The organism is Arthrobacter sp. sptzw42 (assembly GCF_059089685.1).
In genome coordinates, this window is record NZ_JBNHEX010000005.1 from 95,550 (window position 1) to 113,627 (window position 18,078).

Sequence of the window (18,078 nt, forward strand, 5' to 3'; positions counted from 1 at the left end):
CGTCGCCCGCTCCGGAGGGAGCGGGCGACGGTGGCGACGTGCTGGTCAGCTGCCGGTCAGCAGGCCGATGGCCGGCCAGCTGCCGGGTGGTCAGCTGGTGGGCGAAGGCGAAGGCGTGGCCTCGGGCGTCGCGGTGGAAGCTGGAGCCGGAGTTGCCTCGGGAGCGGCAACCGGAATCTTGCCCTCCGCATCCACCGCCCTTTGGAGGGCAGCTGCAATGCGCTTCTGCGCTTCACCATAGGCTGCGAAGTCACCGGCTGACAATGCGGCCTGGCCTGCCTGGATGGCAGCGTTTGCCTCGTCCAGCGCTGCCCTCAGCTCGGCCTTGGCATCTGCGCCCGCCGGGGTGGCCGGAGCCGCCGGATCCGCGGGCGTCTGGCCGTTGTTGTCGGAGTCACCGGCAGCAGCCCCCGAGTCGCCGCCGAAGAGCTGCTTAAGCGCTTCGTCGAGGGTTGGGGCGAAGCCGACCTTGTCACCAAAGGCCACAAGGACACGCTGCAGCGTCGGGTAGGACGTCTCACCGGTGGACTTGAGGTAAACCGGCTGGACGTAAAGGATGCCGCCGCCCACCGGAAGTGTGAGCAGGTTGCCGTTCAGCACGTCCGAAGCACCTTGGCGGAGCAGGTTCAGGGCCTGCGAAACGGTGGGGTCAGAGTTGAACTTGTTCTGTGCCTGGCCCGGCCCGGGAACCTGGATCTCCGGCGGGATCTGCAGCAGCCGCAGCTTGCCATAGCTCTCAGCTCTAACACCCGCCTGGTTGCCGGCGTCGGAGTCAGCTGCAAGGAAGCCGTAGAGAACGTTGCGGGCGTTGCCGTTGACGATCTGCGGAATGAACGATGACGTCAGCTGGAAGGCCGGCTTCTCCTGGTCCGGCATCTGCAGGGACATGTAGAACGGCGGTTGCTTGACGTCGGTGTCCACTGTGGGATCCGCGGGGACACTCCAGGCGTCGTTGGTCTTGTAGAAGCTGGACGGATCCGTGACGTGGTACTCCCCCAGCAGCTGGCGCTGGACCTTGAACAGGTCCTCCGGGTACCGGACGTGGCTCATGACATCGCCGGACATTTCCGAGAACGGTTTCAGCGACGTGGGGAAGACCTTCTGCCAGGACTTCAGCAGCGGATCCTGGTCGTCCCAGGCGTACAGGGTGACTGACCCGTCGTAGGCATCAACCGTGGCCTTCACCGAGTTGCGGATGTAGTTGACCGTGCTGTTGGGCAGGGCGACCGCACGCCCGGACGTAGTCTGGGAGTCAGCAGTGGCGTCCGACAATTGCTCCTGCTGGGAGTACGGGTAGTACTGGCTGGTGGTGTAGCCGTCCACGATCCACTTGACCCGGCCGTCCACCACGGCCGGGTAAGCGTTGCCGTCAACCGTCAGGTATGGGGCAACCTTCTCCACGCGTTCACGGGGGTTGCGTTCGTACAGGATCTGCGACTCCGGGTTAACACCGTCCGACAGCAGCAGATCGGAGGACTGGAACTTGATGGAGTACAGCACCCTGTTGAAGAACGTGCCGACGTTGGGCCCGCCGTTGCCTTCGAAGGTGTACTGGGTCTCCCCCTCGCCTGACGGCCTGTCCTGCTCGCGGGCCGGGGCCCCGTCCGGTGCACCAACAATCGAATAGTCCGGCGAGGACTCGCCGAAGTAGATCCGGGGCTGGTAGCTCGAGTCATCGCCGAGGACGCCGGTTGAGGGAATGCCCGACTGGAGGAACTCCGGCTTACCGTCGACGGTGAACTTGTTGCCCTTGGCCGCCACCACACCGTAGCCGTGGGTGTACACAACGTGCTGGTTGAGCCAGCCCTGCTGGTTGGTTGCCACGTTAGTGGGGTTCAGCTCCCGGACAGCGATCACGGTGTCCTGGATTTTGCCGTCCACTTCGTAGCGGTCCACGTTCAGCGCTTCCGGGAACTGGTAATAGGGGCGGTACTGCTCCAGCTGGGAGAACGCGTCAGAGATCAGGTTCGGGTCCAGCAGGCGGATGTTGGCGGTCGTCTGGGCATCCGGCGCCAGCGCTCCTGTAGTGGCCGTGTTGGTGGCGTCGTACCGGTCAACCTGAATTTTATCCAGGCCATAGGCGGCACGCGTGTTTTCAATGTTGCGCTGGATAAATTCCTTTTCCAGCGTCTCTTCGGAGGGGCGCACCTGGAACTGCTGGATCACCCAGGGGTAGACGCCGCCGGCCAGGATGGAGGTAATGACCAGCATTGCGGTTCCGATGACGGGCAGGCGCCAGCGGCCGATCACCGCAGCCACAACGAACAAAACGGCAACCAGCAGAGCTGCCACGGCGAGGATCGCCTTCGTGGGGATGACCGCGTTGACGTCCGTGTACAGGGCACCAGCCCAGCGTCCGTTGTTGCCCTGCACTGCAGAGTAGCGGTCCAGCCAGAAGTTGATGCCCAGCAGCACCAGGAAAGCGGCGCCGGTGACGGCGATGTGGATCTGCGCCGCGCGGCTGGTGAAGACCCCCCGCTCCATGAGCCGGATGCTGCCGTAGAGGTAGTGCGTCAGGATGCCTGCGATACCGGCGATCACCACCACGCTGATCAGGAAACCGGTAACGAAACCGAGGAACGGCAGCGTCATGAGGTAGAAGCTGATGTCCAGGCCGAACTCCGGGTCCTGTTTGCCGAACTGTTCCTGGTTGAAGAACAGAAGGACCTTCTGCCACTGGCTCGCCGCGGCGCTGCCGGCAAAAAGGCCGAAGAGGACGGGCAGGCCCACCATGACTACCCGGCGGACGGGTTCGAGCTGCGCCTGGTAGCGGTTGAGGTTGTCGCGGATTTCGGAGTCGGGGGCGTACACCGGCCGGGACTGGTAGGCGATCCGGATGGCGAAGAAGACAGCAAGGAACATCACCGCGAAGCCGGCGGCGAAGATCGCGATCCGGGCCAGGTTCTCGGTAACGAACACTTCGATGAAGCCAAGCTGCCGGTACCAGAGGACATCGGTCCAAACATTGGCAAAGAAGATGAAGCCCACTACCACCAGGGCGACAACGATCAGGGTGGGCGTCAACGCCCCGCGTCTTGAAGGGGGTTTACCTGTGGACATGGTGCTGGCGGGACGGGACAAACTCGGTACCTCATAGCTGGTCGTCAGTTATTCGAAACGTGCGTGCGAGCGACGTACGTACCGGTCAAACGCTGGTTTCGTCCGTCTTAAGTGCCACGAGTGGCGGTAAAGCTTAGTTCCTGCCCAGTCTAGTTCGTCGTGCAGCCCGGAAGGCCGGATGTGTCCCCACCGGAACCGGCAAGCTCGACGGCGCGGCGGGCCTCCGCAAGGCTCTCCACCTTGACCGCTTGCAGGCCGTCAGGAACATGGCCCACCACGTCACCGCAGTTGGCAGCCGGGGCGAGGAACAGGGTGGCTCCTGCTGCCCTTGCGCCCTGCATCTTCTGAGCGATGCCGCCGATGGGCCCCACCACGCCGTCGGGGGTGATGGTCCCGGTACCCGCTACATGTTTTCCTCCGGTGAGGTCTCCGGGAGTGACGGTGTCGATGATGCCGAGGGAAAACATCAGTCCCGCGCTGGGCCCGCCCACTTTGTCCAGCGAGATCTCCACGTTGAAGGGGAAGGTGAACAGGTATTTGAGCATCACACCGAGAATAAACCGCCCCGCACCGTTGTCCTTCGGGGTGATCTCCTGCGTGACCTGCCGGCCGGCGCGTTCCACCACCACTGTGGCGGGGGCACCCTTTCCTGCCGCCAGTTCCTGCTGGATAACAGCGAGGGAAGTGATGTCCTTGCCGTTGATGGTTTTGAGGATGTCGCCGGGCTCAATTTTTCCGGCCGCGGCAGAGCCCTCGGAAAGATCTGCAGCCTGGAGCTGCTGCCCGAAAGGAATCTCCAGTTCCTTAAGGGCGGACGCCACAGCGTTCTCCTGGGACGTGGCCATGGCGACCGAGCTCTGTTCCTCGGCCTCTTCCTTGCTGGTCCCGGTGGGGTAGATCAACTCCTGCGGGTACACCGCCTTGGACGGGTCGAGCCAAGCGGAAAAAACGCCCATGATGCTCACCGGGCTGCTGGGACCGCCGCTCACGTACACAGTAGTCAGGTCAAGGTTGCCCGCTGCAGGATAGGTCTCCCGGCCGGTGACAGTGATGACCGGGCTGCCCTGGCTCTGGCCCAGGGTGTTGTACGCCGGGCCGGGTGTTTCGACGACGTACGGCACCGGCAGGGTGCCCACGGCGAGTCCGAGCACCAGGGCGCTTACTCCGGCCACCATCATGGCCGAAACCTTTTTGTCCCGGCGCTCCGGTCCGCCCGGAACCGCTGCCGTTCCAGCTTCCGGGGTACCTGCCGGCGCGCCGGTTTCAAAGCCCTCTGACACCCCGTGCCAGGGGCGGGAGGAAAGTTCGGCGGCGTGGTCCTCTGAGGGGTTGCCGCCACGGGTCGTAGTCACTGAACCAACACTACCGGTGCCCGCCGTGCGGAGTTCTTTGCCGACAGCGAACGGCAACCTGGTGCGGCAGACAGCCGACCACCACCGGGGTACCGTGAAGGTTGATCAACAGTCACACCGACGATCGGCGGGATCATGACCTCCAACCCACTTAATCCGTCCAACGGCGACGACACCCCCAGGGACCCGTTGACAGAGATGCTGCAAAACCTGATGGGCGGCCAGGGGATGGAAAACTTCGACCCTGCCGAACTGGCCAAGGCGGCCGGCCTGCCCAACGACCCCAACCTGCTGGCCCAGATGTTTTCCCAGGTGCAGGCCATGATGAGCGCACCGTCCGAAGGACCGGTGAACTGGAAGCTGGCCCACGAGAACGCCAGGCGGGTCGCAGCCGGCAGCGCTGACCCGTCAGTCAACCCCCAGCAGTCCCGCGAAGTGGACGAAGCCCTCCGGCTCGCCGAACTGTGGCTCGACCCTGTCACCGATCTTCCCGCCACCGGCCTGATCGGGCGCGCTTGGTCACGGGCGGAGTGGGTCGAAGCCACCCTCGGCACCTGGAAGAGACTGACGGAGCCGGTGGCGAACAGCATCGCCAATGCACTGTCATCGGCGATGACCGAGCAGATGCCCGAAGAGATGAAGTCCATGATGGGCGGGGCCTCGTCGATGCTCCAGAACATGGGCGGTGCGATCTTCGGTATGCAGTTGGGGCAGGCAATCGGCGCCCTCTCCACCGACGTCGTGAGCTCCACCGACATCGGTGTTCCCCTCGCAGACCTGGAGATGGCCCTGCTGCCCACCAACGTCGCTGCCTTCGGCGAAGGGCTTTCGCTGCCTGAGAACGATATCCGGCTTTTCCTGGCTGTCCGGGAAGCTGCCCACGCCCGCCTCTTTGTCCAGGTTCCCTGGCTGCGTGGCCACCTGCTGGGCGCCATCGAGGCCTACGCCCGAGGAATCCACATTGATACTTCCCGCATAGAGGAATTGGCCCGGGACCTTGATCCCAGCAATCCGGAGGGTATCCAGGAAGCCCTTTCCCAGGGCGTGTTCATGCCCCAGCGGACGCCCGCCCAGGACCAGGCCCTGGAAAAGCTGGAAACAGCGCTCGCACTGGTGGAGGGCTGGGTGGATGAACTCACTGCCGCGGCCACGGAGAAGGTCCTGCCATCCGCAAGCGCCCTGCGGGAAACAGTCCGCCGGCGCCGTGCCACGGGTGGCCCGGCAGAGCACGCCTTCGCCTCTTTGGTGGGACTCGAACTTCGTCCCCGCCGCCTGCGGGATGCGGCCACGCTGTGGGCAACGCTGAAGGAAGAACGCGGCGTTGAAGGCCGTGACGCCATCTGGCACCACCCCGACCTGCTGCCCACTGCCGAGGACCTGGACGATCCCCGTGGCTTCAGCGGACGCCGGAAACTCGCTGAAGCCAGCGACACTGAGGTGGACGATGCCCTGCAGAAGCTGCTGAGCGGTGGCTTTGACGACGCTCCTTCCAGCGGAGCCGAAGAAGCCGACGGCGGGCAGGACGGCAAGCTTGCCGATGGCACGGATACCAACGGGACGGGCGCCGGCAGCCAGGAGGACGGACAGGACGGGCCCGGCGGCGGGCCCAAGAGCTAAGGACTAGTCGGCGTCGTCCGCCCAGTGCTCCTGCCCTGGACGGGTGACGCCGGTAGCGTCCCCTGCTTTACTGCCGGGCAGGCCGCGGGCCATGGCGAAGGACACTCCTTCCAAAAAGGCCTTCGCCCGTGCAGTCTCCGGGTAAGCCTCCAGCAGCTTCCAAAACGCGGCGTTGTGCCCGGCCACCAGGAGGTGTGCGAGCTCATGGAGCAGTACGTAGTCGATGACCCACTGCGGCATGGGACGCAGCTTGTCCGAGAGGCGGATGGTGCCGTCCGCAGGGGTGGCCGAACCCCATCTCGAGTTCTGGTTACCGACCCAGCGTACCGACGCCGGCACGGCCTTTCCGCCGAGGTACCTTTCCGAGAGCTGGGCTGCGTGGGCGGCCAGGGCGGCGTCTGAGGCGGGACGCCTCCTGGCGGAAGCTGAGCGCCGGTCCCCCTGCCGGTGCAGTTTGGCCAGCATCCGGTGAACCCATTCCTTCTCCTGGGCTGCCGTGAACCGCGCCGGGATGGCGACCACGGCGGTTCCGTTTTCCCAGAACGCCGCAACCGTGCGGGTGCGGCGGGCGGAACGGCGGACCTCAACGGGAGCACCGCCCTCCGTGGTGATCACAGGGACGTGCTTTCCACCAGGACCCGCAGGACATCTTCCCCGTAGCGTTCCAGCTTTGACGGTCCGACTCCCGCCAGCGTCGCAAGTTCCTCCAGCGACGCCGGCCGGGCCTCCGCGATGGCGGTGAGTGTTGCATCCGTAAACACCACGAACGCGGGTACATCGGCAGCGAGCGCCACCTCGCGCCGCCAGGTTCTCAGGGCGTCGAAGGTCTGTTCCTCATAGCTTGGCGGGCAGGCACTGCACCGCCCCACCTTCCGTTCGGCTCCGGTGGTCAGCATGCTGCCGCAAACCCGGCATACAGCCGGGGCGGCAGCCTTGCGGCGGGGAGCCGGTCCTTTGCCCCTGATGTTTGAGCCGGCCACGGAATCCGGGCGCAGGCCGTCCAGGAACCTGGACGGTTTGCGGTTGGCGCGGCCGCCGGGAGTCCTGGCCGTGGACCAGGACAGAGACAGGTGTTCCCGCGCGCGGGTGATTCCGACGTAGAGGAGCCGCCGTTCCTCGTCCACCGATTCGGGCGAGTCGGCGAAGGAGATGGGCATCAGTCCTTCGCTGAGCCCCACCAGGAACACGGCGTCCCATTCCAGGCCCTTGGCCGCGTGCAGGGAAGCAAGGGTGACGCCCTGCATCGTGGGTGCATGCTGGGCCAGTGAACGTTCCTGAAGCTCGTTGACAAATTCAGCAAGGCCAAACTCCGGCCCCCGGCTCTTGACGAGTTCATCGGCGAGGGCAACCAGCGCCGCAAGGGATTCCCAGCGTTCCCGGAGCGCACCGCCGCTGTGGGGGGCGGCATCCGTGTAGCCAAGGGAAGCCACGATGTCACGGACCAGCTGGCCCAGCGGTTCCGGCGATTCGGCGGAAATTGCCCGGGTGGCTGCCCGCAGCTGCAGGATGGCATCGCGTACTTCCTTGCGGGCAAAGAAGCGCTCGCCGCCGCGCAGCTGGTAACCAATGCCGGCGGCAGCAAGCGCCTGTTCGTAAGCTTCGGACTGGCCGTTGGTGCGGAACAGGACAGCCACCTCGCTGGCCGGAGTGCCGGCGTCGAGCAGTGCCTTGATCTTCTGCGCCACCGTGGCGGCTTCCGCTTCATCGTCCGTGCACTCCGTGAACTGGGGCGCCGGCCCGGACGGCCGCTGCGCCACCAGCTGGAGCGGCGCGGCCCAGGCCGCGTCGGCAACGGCTCCTCCGCTCCGCCGGCCGGCCAGCAGATCGTTGGCGAGCTTGACCACCTGCGGCGTGGAGCGGTAGTCCCTGACCAGTTTGACCACATTGGCCTGTGGATAGCGGGCCTTGAACTCCAGGAGGTGTTTCGGCGAGGCACCGGTGAACGAGTAAATGGTCTGGCTTGCATCCCCGACGACGCACAGCTCGTCCCTTCCTCCCAGCCACAGCTCAAGGAGCCGCTGCTGCAGCGGTGAAACGTCCTGGTACTCGTCCACAACAAAGTGCCGGTACTGCTCGCGGACGGTGGCGGCGACCTTTTCGTCCTCCTGCAGGATGCCCACGGTAATCAGCAGGACGTCTTCGAAGTCAATGACGTTGCGGTCTGTCTTGACATCCTCATAAGACTGGAAGACCCTCGCGACGGCGGTGAGGTCGAAACCGCCCGGAGCGCCACGGTCCTGCGCGTTTTCCAGGTAATTGGCGGGGGTCAGCATGGATACTTTTGCCCACTCTATTTCCGAGGCAAGGTCCCGGATGGAGGCCCTGTCCGTGCTCAGCCGAAGCCGCCGGGCCGCTTCGGCAAGTATCTGGGCTTTGTGGTCGAGCAGGTTGGGCAGCGTTCCGCCGACAGACTGCGGCCAGAAAAACTGGAGCTGCCGCAGAGCCGCAGCGTGGAAGGTGCGGGCCTGGACGTTGCCTGCGCCAAGGTCCCGCAGCCGGCTGCGCATCTCCGCCGCCGCACGGGCAGTGAAGGTCACGGCCAGCAGCCGCTGGGGGGTGTAAACCCCGGTGTGCACACCGTAGGCGATGCGGTGCGTGATGGCGCGGGTCTTGCCGGTCCCGGCACCGGCAAGGACACACAAGGGACCCTTGAGCGTGCTCGCCACCTCGCGCTGTTCCGCGTCCAGCCCGCCAAGAATGCGGTCCTCCACGGAAGCTGCACTGTCAAAAATATCTGTAGTCACTCTTGCTGCTTTTTCGTCTCGACTACCGCGTGCTGGAGTCTGGTGGATAACTAAAGTTTCAGGAACCTGACAGGTCCTGAATACGTCCGCCGAACCAGTGCTCTATCAGGGAGCGGGCAATCGATAACCGGCTGGAGATGGTGATCTCACCGGCGAGCACGGCGTCCTGGAGTTCCTCGCGGCTGAACCAGCGCGCCCTGGTGACCTCCACGCCGTCGGGCGTTGCCTCTGCGTCTTCAGTGACGGCGGTAAATCCAAGCATAAGGGAGGCCGGGAACGGCCAGGACTGCGAGCCAAGATACTGGCACGCGGTAACCCGCACTCCCACTTCCTCGTGGATCTCCCGGACCACCGCCTGTTCCAGCGACTCCCCGGGCTCCACGAACCCCGCCAGGGTCGAATAATTTGTGGCAGCAGGGTCTCCGCCGCCGCCGAGGAGCAGGCGGCCGTCCGGGCCCACTACGGTGACGATGATGGCGGGATCGGTGCGGGGGTAGTGCTCCGAGGAATCAACCGGGCAGCGCCGTACCCATCCCCCGGCCTCGACGCCCGTGGGCGAACCGCAGCGCGGGCAATGCGTGTGGGTGGCGTGCCAGTTGGCGATGGCGCTGGCTTCCACGAAGAGTGCGGTCTGCGTTGGGGTCAGTCCGCCGGCAACATCGCGGAACCCTGACCACGCTGCATCCAAAGGGACGCCGGCCGTTCCGGGCTCAACTGTTTCGGGCAGGACGAAGAGCAGCAGCTGGGTACCCGGGGCCAGGTCCGAGTCAGGAAGGGCAGAACCAAGGTATACGGTCAGCCGCGGTGCGGCACCGGCAGCGGCAAGGTCATCACGCAGTGCTCCTGCCTTCGCCATAAACAGTCCGCCGCCCTGGACCAGGCCCTGCCGGCCGGAAATGACCACTGCCATGGTGTCGGTTGCGGCCAGGAGTTCTTCCACCATCCCCGGTTGGGCCCGGGCGACAGATCCGCGGTCGATCAGGGCAGGAGGGACCGGGAGTACCGTTTCCGTCAGGTGGTTCGCCGGCAGCCGGGCTGCCTTTCCCGGTTGGACCGGTGTCACAGACTCCGCATGGCTCATGGGTCCACCGTACTGACTGGAACGGACAATTGATATTCAGGGGCACGTCGCACCCACGGGGCCCGCATGCCTACCCTGTTTTGGACTATCTGAAGACTCGCCGTCCTTGGACCGGTGTCTTGGACTGGACGCAATCTACCGTGGAACGGTGAGAAGAAAACCGATTGAACTGGCAGCCGTTGCAACCGCGGCAGTCCCCGGACTGACCCCGACGGCCGTTAGCTCTGCCCCGGACGACCCCGCGGACTTCGACTCTGCCCTCCTTCTCGATTCCGAGGGCAAGCGGTGGCGGGTCCGCTCGCCGCGCCACGCCGAGGCAAGCGCCCGGCTGGAGACGGAATTCCTCGTGCTGCGGGCGTTCGCCCCGGGCATCCGCGCCGAGCTGCCTTTCCTTATGCCCACCGTTGCCGGCAGTGTACGGCTGGGAACCTTGAGCACGTTCGTCTACTCGCACCTGGCCGGCAGCACGCGCAGCGTCGAGGAATTGACCGCTGGCCCGGATGCCCTTGCCCGCGAAATTGGCGTTGCCCTTGCCGCCATCCATGACCTGCCCCGTTCGCTGGTCAGCAACGCCGACCTGCCCAGCTACACGCCAAACGAGTTCCGGCAGCGCCGGCTGAATGAACTTGACCAGGCTGCAACCACCGGGAAAATCCCCCCGGCCCTGCTGCTCCGCTGGGAGCACGCGATGGAAGACGTCTCGTTGTGGCGCTTCAACCCCAGTGTGGTGCACGGCGACCTTCACGAAGATAACCTCCTGGTGGAAGGCCAGCGGGTGACTGCCGTGACCGGGTGGACCGATCTGCGGATCGGCGATCCTGCCGACGATTTCGCCTGGCTTGTAGCCTCTAACGAGCAGGACTTCGTGGACGCGGTGCTGGGTGCCTATACTGCCGGGCGCCGCGACACGCCGGACAACCACCTCCTGCGGCGGGCAGCACTGTCCGCCGAGTTCGCCCTTGCCCAGTACCTGGTGAAGGGAATCGCGTCGGATGACCCCGGCATGGTTTCCGAAGCAGAGGAAATGCTTCGCAGCCTTGCCCGGGACATCGAAGAGTACGGCGGGCAGCCTATCAGCGTGGAGCCACAGCCGGCCCCGGGGACTCCGGCTACGGGCAGTGTGCCCGCAGTGGGCAACGTGCCCGCAGCTGCCGGCGTGCCGGTCATGCGGGCAGCCGACGCCGGCACTGCCGTTGCGGTGCCTTCCGTCACAGTAGTCCCGCTGCCCGTCCAAGCCCCCGCCCAGCCGGCGGTTCACGTCACCGCCATCCCGGCGGAGCCCGCGGCCAAGACCGGCAAAGAGGCCGCTGACGCAGACAAGGCGCAGAGCGGCAGCCGGGCGGAGAACAAACCTCCGCCCAAGGCGGAGGAGAGGAAAGTAGTGGACGACACCTCCACCGCCGCCATCTCCATTGTCGACGTCACGAGGACCTAAGGGCAGCGGCCACGATGTCCTCGAGCTCTGCGGCTGTTCCAAGATCGTGGGGGCGCACCACCTCATTGTCCGCGACGTAGAAAAAGGCTGCCCGTACTTCCTGTAAAGGCACTGCCTTCAGCCGGGCCCAGGCCAGGCGGTACACGGCAAGCTGCACGGCCTTGGTCCTCAGCTGCGCAGCGGACGGCCGCCGTCCGGTCTTCCAGTCCACCAGGTCCCACCGGCCGTCGGCATCCTGGAAGACGGCGTCGATGCGGCCGCGTACGACCACGCCGCCCACGCGGGTTTCGACAGGAACCTCCACAAAGGCCGGCGACCGGTCGGCCCAGGGTGACGCCTTGAAGGTGGCCACCATGGCGTCAAGGTCGTAGGCAGCATCGATGTGGTCATCGGAGCCTGGAGCTTCGCCGAGGTCCAGCATTCCGGCGGTACCGAAATACTCCTCCACCCATGCATGGAATGCGGTGCCCTTCCGGGCCGACATGCCCGGTTCCCGTGGTACAGGCCTGCGGAGCCTGCCAAGGACTGCGGCGGGGTCCTCCCGGAGTTCCACCAGGGTAGACGCGGAAATGTGGCCGGGCAGGTGTACGTCCCTGCCGGCATTCCTCCTGGCGCGGCGTTCCAGCAGCAGCGCCGCTTCGCGGGCCCATCCCCGGGCCACGCCGGTCAGCTCCTTGCCGGGCTCAGGCTCAGCTGCGGGTACTTCCGGTTGGCCCGGTACGGGCGATTCCCCGTGCGCGTTTCCCAGGGCGGCAAGAACATTGGCGGCAGCTGCTTCCATGGCTTCGCGCCGTCCGCGCGAAAGACGCAGCCGCTCGCCGGTGCAAGGATCCACGGGCCCCTCCAGGGGGTCGTACGGCCAAACGGCAACTTCGGCCTCAAGGGTCAGGGGGCTTTCCTCCGGAAGGGAAGCTTCCTTGAGTGACCTGGGATGGACTGTCGCAGCCGCGCGGGGCAAAACCCCTGTTACCGTTGTGAGTTTCTCGAGCTCGGTAAGAAACGGTGACATGTGCGCACGCCCTGCCCTTGCGCCGACCCATGCAGGGCTGGATGCCCAGAGGACATGCTTGGCCCTGGTGTAGGCGACGTAGGCGAGGCGGCGTTCTTCTGACTCCCCGTGGGCCTGCACGTCCGCTTTGAAGTCTTTTTCCGCGTCCAGCCAGCCTTTTTGGTCCGGCTGGTCCAGGTCCCACTGGGGAAGGTCGGCGCGGTCACCCCGGAGCGGCCAGGGCAGTGCCGCCGAACCGCTGCTCCAGCGGGAATCCCTGTCACTGGGAAAGGCCCCCGCATTGAGTCCGGGGACAAAGACCACATCCCATTCGAGGCCTTTGGATGCATGGACCGTCAGGAGTTGCACGGCCTCCCGGTTGACGTCGGCGGCCGGCGCGTCCAAGCCGTTTTCCTCCACAGCTGCAGCTTCCAGCCAGGACAGGAACGCGAGGATATCCACGCGCTGTGACGTCCGCAGGAAGCCTGCCGCAGCGTCCTGGAAGGCATCTAGGTTGCGGCGGGCCTGGTGGATGCTGATGCCCGGCCGCGCTGCCACTTCAATGTCCAGCAGCATGGCCCGCTCAACTTCACCCAGCAGGGTGGTGAGGTCGTCACCGAGGTAGCTTCGAAGCTGCCGCAGCTCCAATGACAGCCGCGCAAGCCTGCCGCGGGCGCCAGCGCTAAGGGACCGGCCATTGGCAGAAACCCAGCCCTCCCGGGGCAACCAGTCCAGGGCCTCCACCAGGCTGGCCCCGTCAGTCAGATCGCTTTCGACGACAGTTCCGCCGGCTTCATCCGACGGCTCGTCAGGTGTTTTTTCGGCAGCCTGCCCGCGACGGCGCGCCAGTTGGCTGGACCAGTCGCGCAGCGCCATCAGGTCTGCGGGCCCGATGCGCCAACGGGCACCGGCCAGGAGGCGCATCAGCGAATCGGAGCGCCCAGGGTCGGCCAGCACACGCAGGGTGGCCACAAGGTCCACGATCTCTGGAGTATCCAGGAGCCCGCCCAGCCCGACAATTTCATAGGGAATTCCCCTGGCCTCAAACTGCCGCCGGACAGTTTCCATCTGCGCGCGGCGGCGGCAGAGGACGGCAATGGCCGGCGGTACGGGCGTGCCGTCGGTTTTGAGCTCGAAGTCCGTTACCCGGTACTTGAGAACGTCATCAGCCAGCGCGCACGCTTCATCAACATCTGTCCCGAAGCGCCCCAACACCACTGTTCCCTCAACTGCATGCGGGCTCGGCTGCAGCGGAGGCACATCCGCTGCAGCCCGCCCTCCCCCGCCCGCCGGTCCCCGCTGGGCTTCCGCCTTCCCAAGGGACTCCGACATGACATTGGCTGCCGCGAGGATGGAGCGGCCGTTCCGCCAGGCCGTTGTCAGGTAGGAGGTGGGGGCAGGAGCCCACTGCCCGGCCTCCGCTGGACCATTGCGGACAGGGAATGCACGGACGAAGTGGAAGAGTTGACCGGCCGAGGCCCCGCGGAAGCCATAGATTGACTGGTTGGGGTCGCCCACTGCGGTCACCGCGTGCCCTCCGCCGAAAAGCCGGGAGAACAGCACCAGCTGGGCGTAGGAGGTGTCCTGGAACTCATCGAGCAGCACCACCTTGTACCGCTGCCGTTCCATGGTGGCGGCCAAGGGGACATCCTGCGCCACCTTCGCCGCGAGGGCCACCAGGTCTCCGAAGTCAAGGGCGCCCCGCGCCCGCTTGGCTGCCGCGTACCGGCCTACCATGTCCGCTACGCTCGCTCGGGTCCGGAGCATCCCGGCGAGCTCGGCCGCCGCCTGGGGCGGGTTTTTCTTTTTGCCCTCCTGATACGGCAGGGACTCAAATTCGGACAGCCGAGCCATCAGCCATGCTTCCACGTCCTCAGGCTCCTGAAGGTGCTCCGCGCATTCTCCGGCAAGCTGGATGACAGCCTTCACCAGGGTGGATTTGGCAGAACGGAAGTGCGCGTATTCGCCGTCGTAGGCTTCCACCACTTCAGTGGCCAGCTGCCAGGCCTGGGCGCCGCCGAGGAGGACCACGTCCCGCTCCACGCCCAGCCGGAGTCCGTAATCTGAAACAATGCCGCTGGCAAAGGAGTGATAGGTGGAAACTTTAGGCTCGAGGGACTCACTGGTGGCCACGTCCTTCGGGAACAGCCGGTGCCCCGTGTCCTGCCCGGCCAGCCGCTGGAGGGCCGCCAGCTTGGCCCGGATGCGGGACGCGAGCTCGCCGGCTGCCTTCCGGGTGAATGTCACCCCGAGAACTTCCTCAGGCCTGACCCAGCCGTTGGCCACCAGCCAGACCACGCGGTCCGCCATGGTGGCGGTTTTGCCGGACCCTGCACCCGCGATGACCAGCCGCGGCGTCAGCGGTGAACTGATAATGGCTGACTGTTCCGGCGTGGGGACGTTCTTCTCGCCCAGCAGGAAAGAGAGCTTTTCCGGCGTGAAGCGCGGTTCCGGCGCCCCGGCGGAGACTGTTGTCCCGCTCATTCCGTTACTTGCCTTCCCCGTACACACAGCGGGCACACTTCAGGTAGCCGGCAGCCATGGCCGCCGTGGCTGCCCTTTGATGGATCGTGCCGTGCCATAAATTCGCTGCCGCCCATCACTGCAGCTGCCTCCTTCACCATGTCCATTGCCCAGTTGTCCTTCGGGTCGAGTGCCTCCTGCTGCTGGATGCCGGGGTTTTTTGCGCCTGTACCAAGCTGGGCGAGTATCGCACCACCCGGGACCGCAGGGGTACCTCCTTCAGCGTTGTCATTGAAAGCCCCGGCAAGGACCGCGGCCTGGTAGGAGCCAAGCTGGGGATGCGTGCCAAGTTCGGTTTTGCCCGGCTGGCGTTTTCCTGTCTTGAGATCCACGATGACCAGCCTGCCCTCGCTGTCGATTTCCAGCCGGTCCACCTGTCCGCGGAGGACGGCTGCACGGGGCGCACCGTGGTCAACAGCTACATCGGGGAGCTTCACCTCAAAGTCCTGCTCCACCCCCAGCAGGCTCCGGCCTTCGCTCCTCATGACCAGCACGTACTGGGCCAGCTTGCGTACCATCGCTTCGGCCCGCTGGAAATCAAGCCTTCCTTCCCAGTTGTCCTTCATCCCCAGCGCAGGCCAGCGCCGCACGAGTTCGGCTACGTATTCTGCTCCTGACGCCTCAGGTAATTCCTGGGCGATGCTGTGAACCAAAGTGCCCAGGCTCCTGGCGAAATCGGTGGCCGCTTCACCGCCGGCTGCCTGCACAAACCAGTCGAGCGGCGACTTGTGGACGGTCTCCACTTTCGACGGCGACACAAATACTGTCCCGCCGGGGGGAACCACGGCATCGGAAGAGGTCAACTGTGGCAGCCCCCACCAGCTTCCGGGGTGCGCGCCGGCCACGGGAGGCTCGACAGCAGCAAGCCGCGCGAGGACGCGCACCGCTTCCGCCGCCTCAGCAGCATGCCGGCCGTCCAGTTGGGCATACTGCCGGAGTTCGGCAACCAGAGCGCGCAAGGTCAAGGGGCGCTCCACCGGTGTGTAGGACCGGGCGTGCTGATCCGGATGAAGGGGTGAAACATAATCCAGGAAGGAGGACGGCTGATCGTCCTCCGAGGAGACGGCAGTGCAGATCAGAAGTTCACGTGCCCGTGACACCGCCGTCGAGAAGCTCCGCAGTTCGTCGTACCGGATGTCCCGCAACCGGCTCAGCGGATCCCGCTGCAGCGCGTAACCTGCTCCGTGTTCAAAGGCGTCTGCGTACAGGGTGCTGCCCAGCAACTCGCCGCGGAGCCGCGTGTTCGGCCACACACCTTCCTGGAGTCCGGGCACCAGCACCACAGGCCATTCCCGCCCTGCCGCACTTGCCGGAGTCATCAATTCCACGGCGTCCTCCAGCTGGGCCCGGGCGGCCAGGGTGTCCATGGGAAGTTCCTGGTTGAGCAGGTACTCAAGGAACTGCTCCGGACCGGCGCCGGGCATCTGGTCCACGTAACGCTCAGCCGTGTGGAAGAGCGCCATCATCGCATCAAGATCCCGGTCGGCCCGGGCGCCGTGCGGCCCGCCGGCCAGCGCCGTTTCCGTCCAGGCAGCCGAGAGGCCGGTTGCGTTCCAGAGCGCCCACAGTACAGACTCAGCGTTGGCCCCGGGCTCGAAGGCAGCTTTCCGTCCAGCCTGGATCATCCCTGCTGTGCGTCGCGCCGCGCGGCCTTCCATGCCGAGGGAAGAGAGCGCTCCCGGTTCCAGCAGGGCTTCGACGAGAAGGTCGTCGCTGGTGCGTCCTCCTCCGCCCAGGAGCTCCTCCCGCCTCAGCGACTGCCGGAGCCGCCGCAGCTCGATGGACGTGGCACCGCCGATACGGGACGTCAAAAGGGATACAGCTGTTTCCGGGGTCAGCAACGCCGGATCCAGCGCGACGGCGAACGCGTCGAGCAGGGGGCGAACCGCCACTTCGTCCCGGACGGCCGATTCGGCCACGGGCACCCGGACCGGGATCCCCTGCCCGGACAGGTAACGCTGCAGCTCGCTGACCTGCGCGCCGTTGCGCACAATGACTGCGATGCCGGCCAGGTCCCTGCCATGGTTGATGTGCTGGTCCAAAATGCGCTGTGCCACATAACGCAGTTCGTGAACCGGTGACGGCATCAGGTGCGCTTCGACCGTGCCCTGCTCCCGGTCCCCCGCCGGCTGCTCCAGTTGGCGTGCCAGCTGGCCGCCTGCCCGCTGGGAGATGCGGCCGGCAACCCCCAGCCATGCGTCTGCCAATACCCGGCCGTGCCGGTGTGCATAGCGCAGCGGCCGCTCCAGGACCGGGGCACCCGGCGACAACAGCTGCGGCAGTTCGGCCACAAGGTCGGGGCGAGCCCCGCGGAAACCCTGGACTACGGTGTCCGGGGAAAAGGATACGAAGCAATCCTTCCTGCGGGCTATGTCAGCCAGAAGCTCAAAGACAGCCGGGTTTGCCTCCTGCACGTCATCGACGATGACCACCTGCAGCCGCTCGCGCTCGGCTTCCAGGAATTCTGGAACGTCCTGGAAGATCTGGCGCACAGCGGTGATGATCCCGGCCGGATCAAAAGCCTCAGGCATACGCAGGTCCAGGACGTCCCGGTACTCTGCATACAGCCCCGCGGCGGCAATCCAGTCAGGCCGGCCGCACTGCCGGCCCAGGTCAGCAAGGTCAGCGGCCGTCAGCCCGGACTCGATAACGCGATCGAACAGTTGCCGTACTTCCTGGCGGAAACCGCGCGTCTCCAGCGCTCCTGCGAGATCCTCCGGCCACGGCAGCTCCAGCCCGGGCAGGCGGTGGCCTTCAAGGAGTTCCTTGATGATGAGGTCCTGCTCCGGACCGGAAAGGAGGCGTGGCGGCCTTGGCAGGGGCAGCACGCCTTCGGCCTTGGCACGCCGGAGGACATCGAAGGCGTAGGACGCCCAGGTGCGGGCGGGGGTGGTGCTCAGGCTTCTGTCCAGACGGGCGGTGAACCGGTCCCGCAGCGAGTCCGCCGCCAGCCTCGAGGGAGCCAAGATGAGCATGCGTTCAGGGTCCACTCCGTCCCGAAAAACGCGGGTGACCGCGGCTTCGACCAGGACCGTTGTTTTTCCCGTTCCCGGTGCCCCTGGAACCAGGACAGGCCCGGAGCCCTGTGCCACGTCAACAGCTGCCTGCTGATCCGACGACAGCAGCGGGGCGTCGGCATGAAAGTGCCGTGGCGGCAGCAGTCTGAGGCCCGGAAAGCCGGACTGGGCAGGGAGCCCGGTCCCGGCGTCGGGCATGGCTTCTGTTGCTGAAGCAAACCCTGCTTCAAGGCCTTCTGCCGTTTCCTGCCAGTACTCGTC

Annotated in this window: 9 protein-coding genes and 1 pseudogene; 2 read left to right on the forward strand and 8 right to left on the reverse strand. The window is 65.8% G+C overall.

What is annotated here, in order from left to right:
• Positions 1-90 precede the first annotated feature (90 nt).
• Together AC5RT4_RS08210 and AC5RT4_RS08215 are read right to left on the reverse strand one after the other, a co-directional pair.
• Positions 91-3,060, reverse strand: coding sequence for a UPF0182 family membrane protein (locus AC5RT4_RS08210; protein ID WP_494105548.1), 2,970 nt, complete (start codon positions 3,058-3,060; stop codon positions 91-93).
• A 149-nt stretch (positions 3,061-3,209) separates the two neighbouring features.
• Positions 3,210-4,238 carry a YlbL family protein gene (locus AC5RT4_RS08215; protein WP_494105549.1) on the reverse strand — a complete coding sequence of 343 codons (1,029 nt, stop codon included), beginning with the start codon at positions 4,236-4,238 and terminating at the stop codon, positions 3,210-3,212.
• A 309-nt stretch (positions 4,239-4,547) separates the two neighbouring features.
• On the opposite strand from AC5RT4_RS08215, the gene AC5RT4_RS08220 reads away from it, so the two are divergent.
• A complete protein-coding gene (locus AC5RT4_RS08220; RefSeq protein ID WP_494105427.1) occupies positions 4,548-6,029 on the forward strand; it encodes a zinc-dependent metalloprotease in 1,482 nt (493 codons plus the stop codon).
• Between the two features lie 3 nt (positions 6,030-6,032).
• Here AC5RT4_RS08220 and AC5RT4_RS08225 read toward each other — a convergent pair whose 3' ends face one another.
• The 3 genes from AC5RT4_RS08225 to nudC are packed head-to-tail and all read right to left on the reverse strand — an operon-like array spanning position 6,033 to position 9,854.
• Positions 6,033-6,644: a M48 metallopeptidase family protein gene (locus AC5RT4_RS08225; RefSeq protein WP_494041800.1), complete on the reverse strand. Its 612-nt coding sequence runs from the start codon at positions 6,642-6,644 to the stop codon at positions 6,033-6,035.
• Complete coding sequence (locus AC5RT4_RS08230) at positions 6,641-8,773, reverse strand: ATP-dependent DNA helicase UvrD2 (protein ID WP_494041801.1); 2,133 nt, start codon at positions 8,771-8,773, stop codon at positions 6,641-6,643. The genes AC5RT4_RS08225 and AC5RT4_RS08230 overlap by 4 nt, the downstream gene beginning before the upstream one ends.
• Before the next feature lie 58 nt (positions 8,774-8,831).
• A complete protein-coding gene (gene nudC / locus AC5RT4_RS08235; protein ID WP_494105428.1) occupies positions 8,832-9,854 on the reverse strand; it encodes an NAD(+) diphosphatase in 1,023 nt (340 codons plus the stop codon).
• Positions 9,855-10,002: 148 nt separating this feature from the next.
• On the opposite strand from nudC, the gene AC5RT4_RS08240 reads away from it, so the two are divergent.
• Positions 10,003-11,289 carry a macrolide 2'-phosphotransferase gene (locus tag AC5RT4_RS08240; RefSeq protein ID WP_494105429.1) on the forward strand — a complete coding sequence of 429 codons (1,287 nt, stop codon included), beginning with the start codon at positions 10,003-10,005 and terminating at the stop codon, positions 11,287-11,289.
• Here the strand turns inward: AC5RT4_RS08240 and AC5RT4_RS08245 are convergent.
• The 3 genes and pseudogenes from AC5RT4_RS08245 to AC5RT4_RS08255 all read right to left on the reverse strand — a co-directional run bounded on the left by AC5RT4_RS08245 (position 11,276) and on the right by AC5RT4_RS08255 (position 18,015).
• On the reverse strand, positions 11,276-13,609 hold the full coding sequence (locus tag AC5RT4_RS08245; RefSeq protein WP_494042025.1) for a 3'-5' exonuclease: 2,334 nt from the start codon (positions 13,607-13,609) through the stop codon (positions 11,276-11,278). The genes AC5RT4_RS08240 and AC5RT4_RS08245 overlap by 14 nt on opposite strands.
• Positions 13,610-13,777: 168 nt before the next feature.
• Positions 13,778-14,761 (reverse strand): annotated as a pseudogene (locus tag AC5RT4_RS08250) (UvrD-helicase domain-containing protein); the annotation flags it as partial.
• Positions 14,758-18,015, reverse strand: coding sequence for an ATP-dependent helicase (locus AC5RT4_RS08255; protein ID WP_494042026.1), 3,258 nt, complete (start codon positions 18,013-18,015; stop codon positions 14,758-14,760). The pseudogene AC5RT4_RS08250 and the gene AC5RT4_RS08255, both read right to left, overlap by 4 nt.
• Positions 18,016-18,078: the final 63 nt, after the last annotated feature.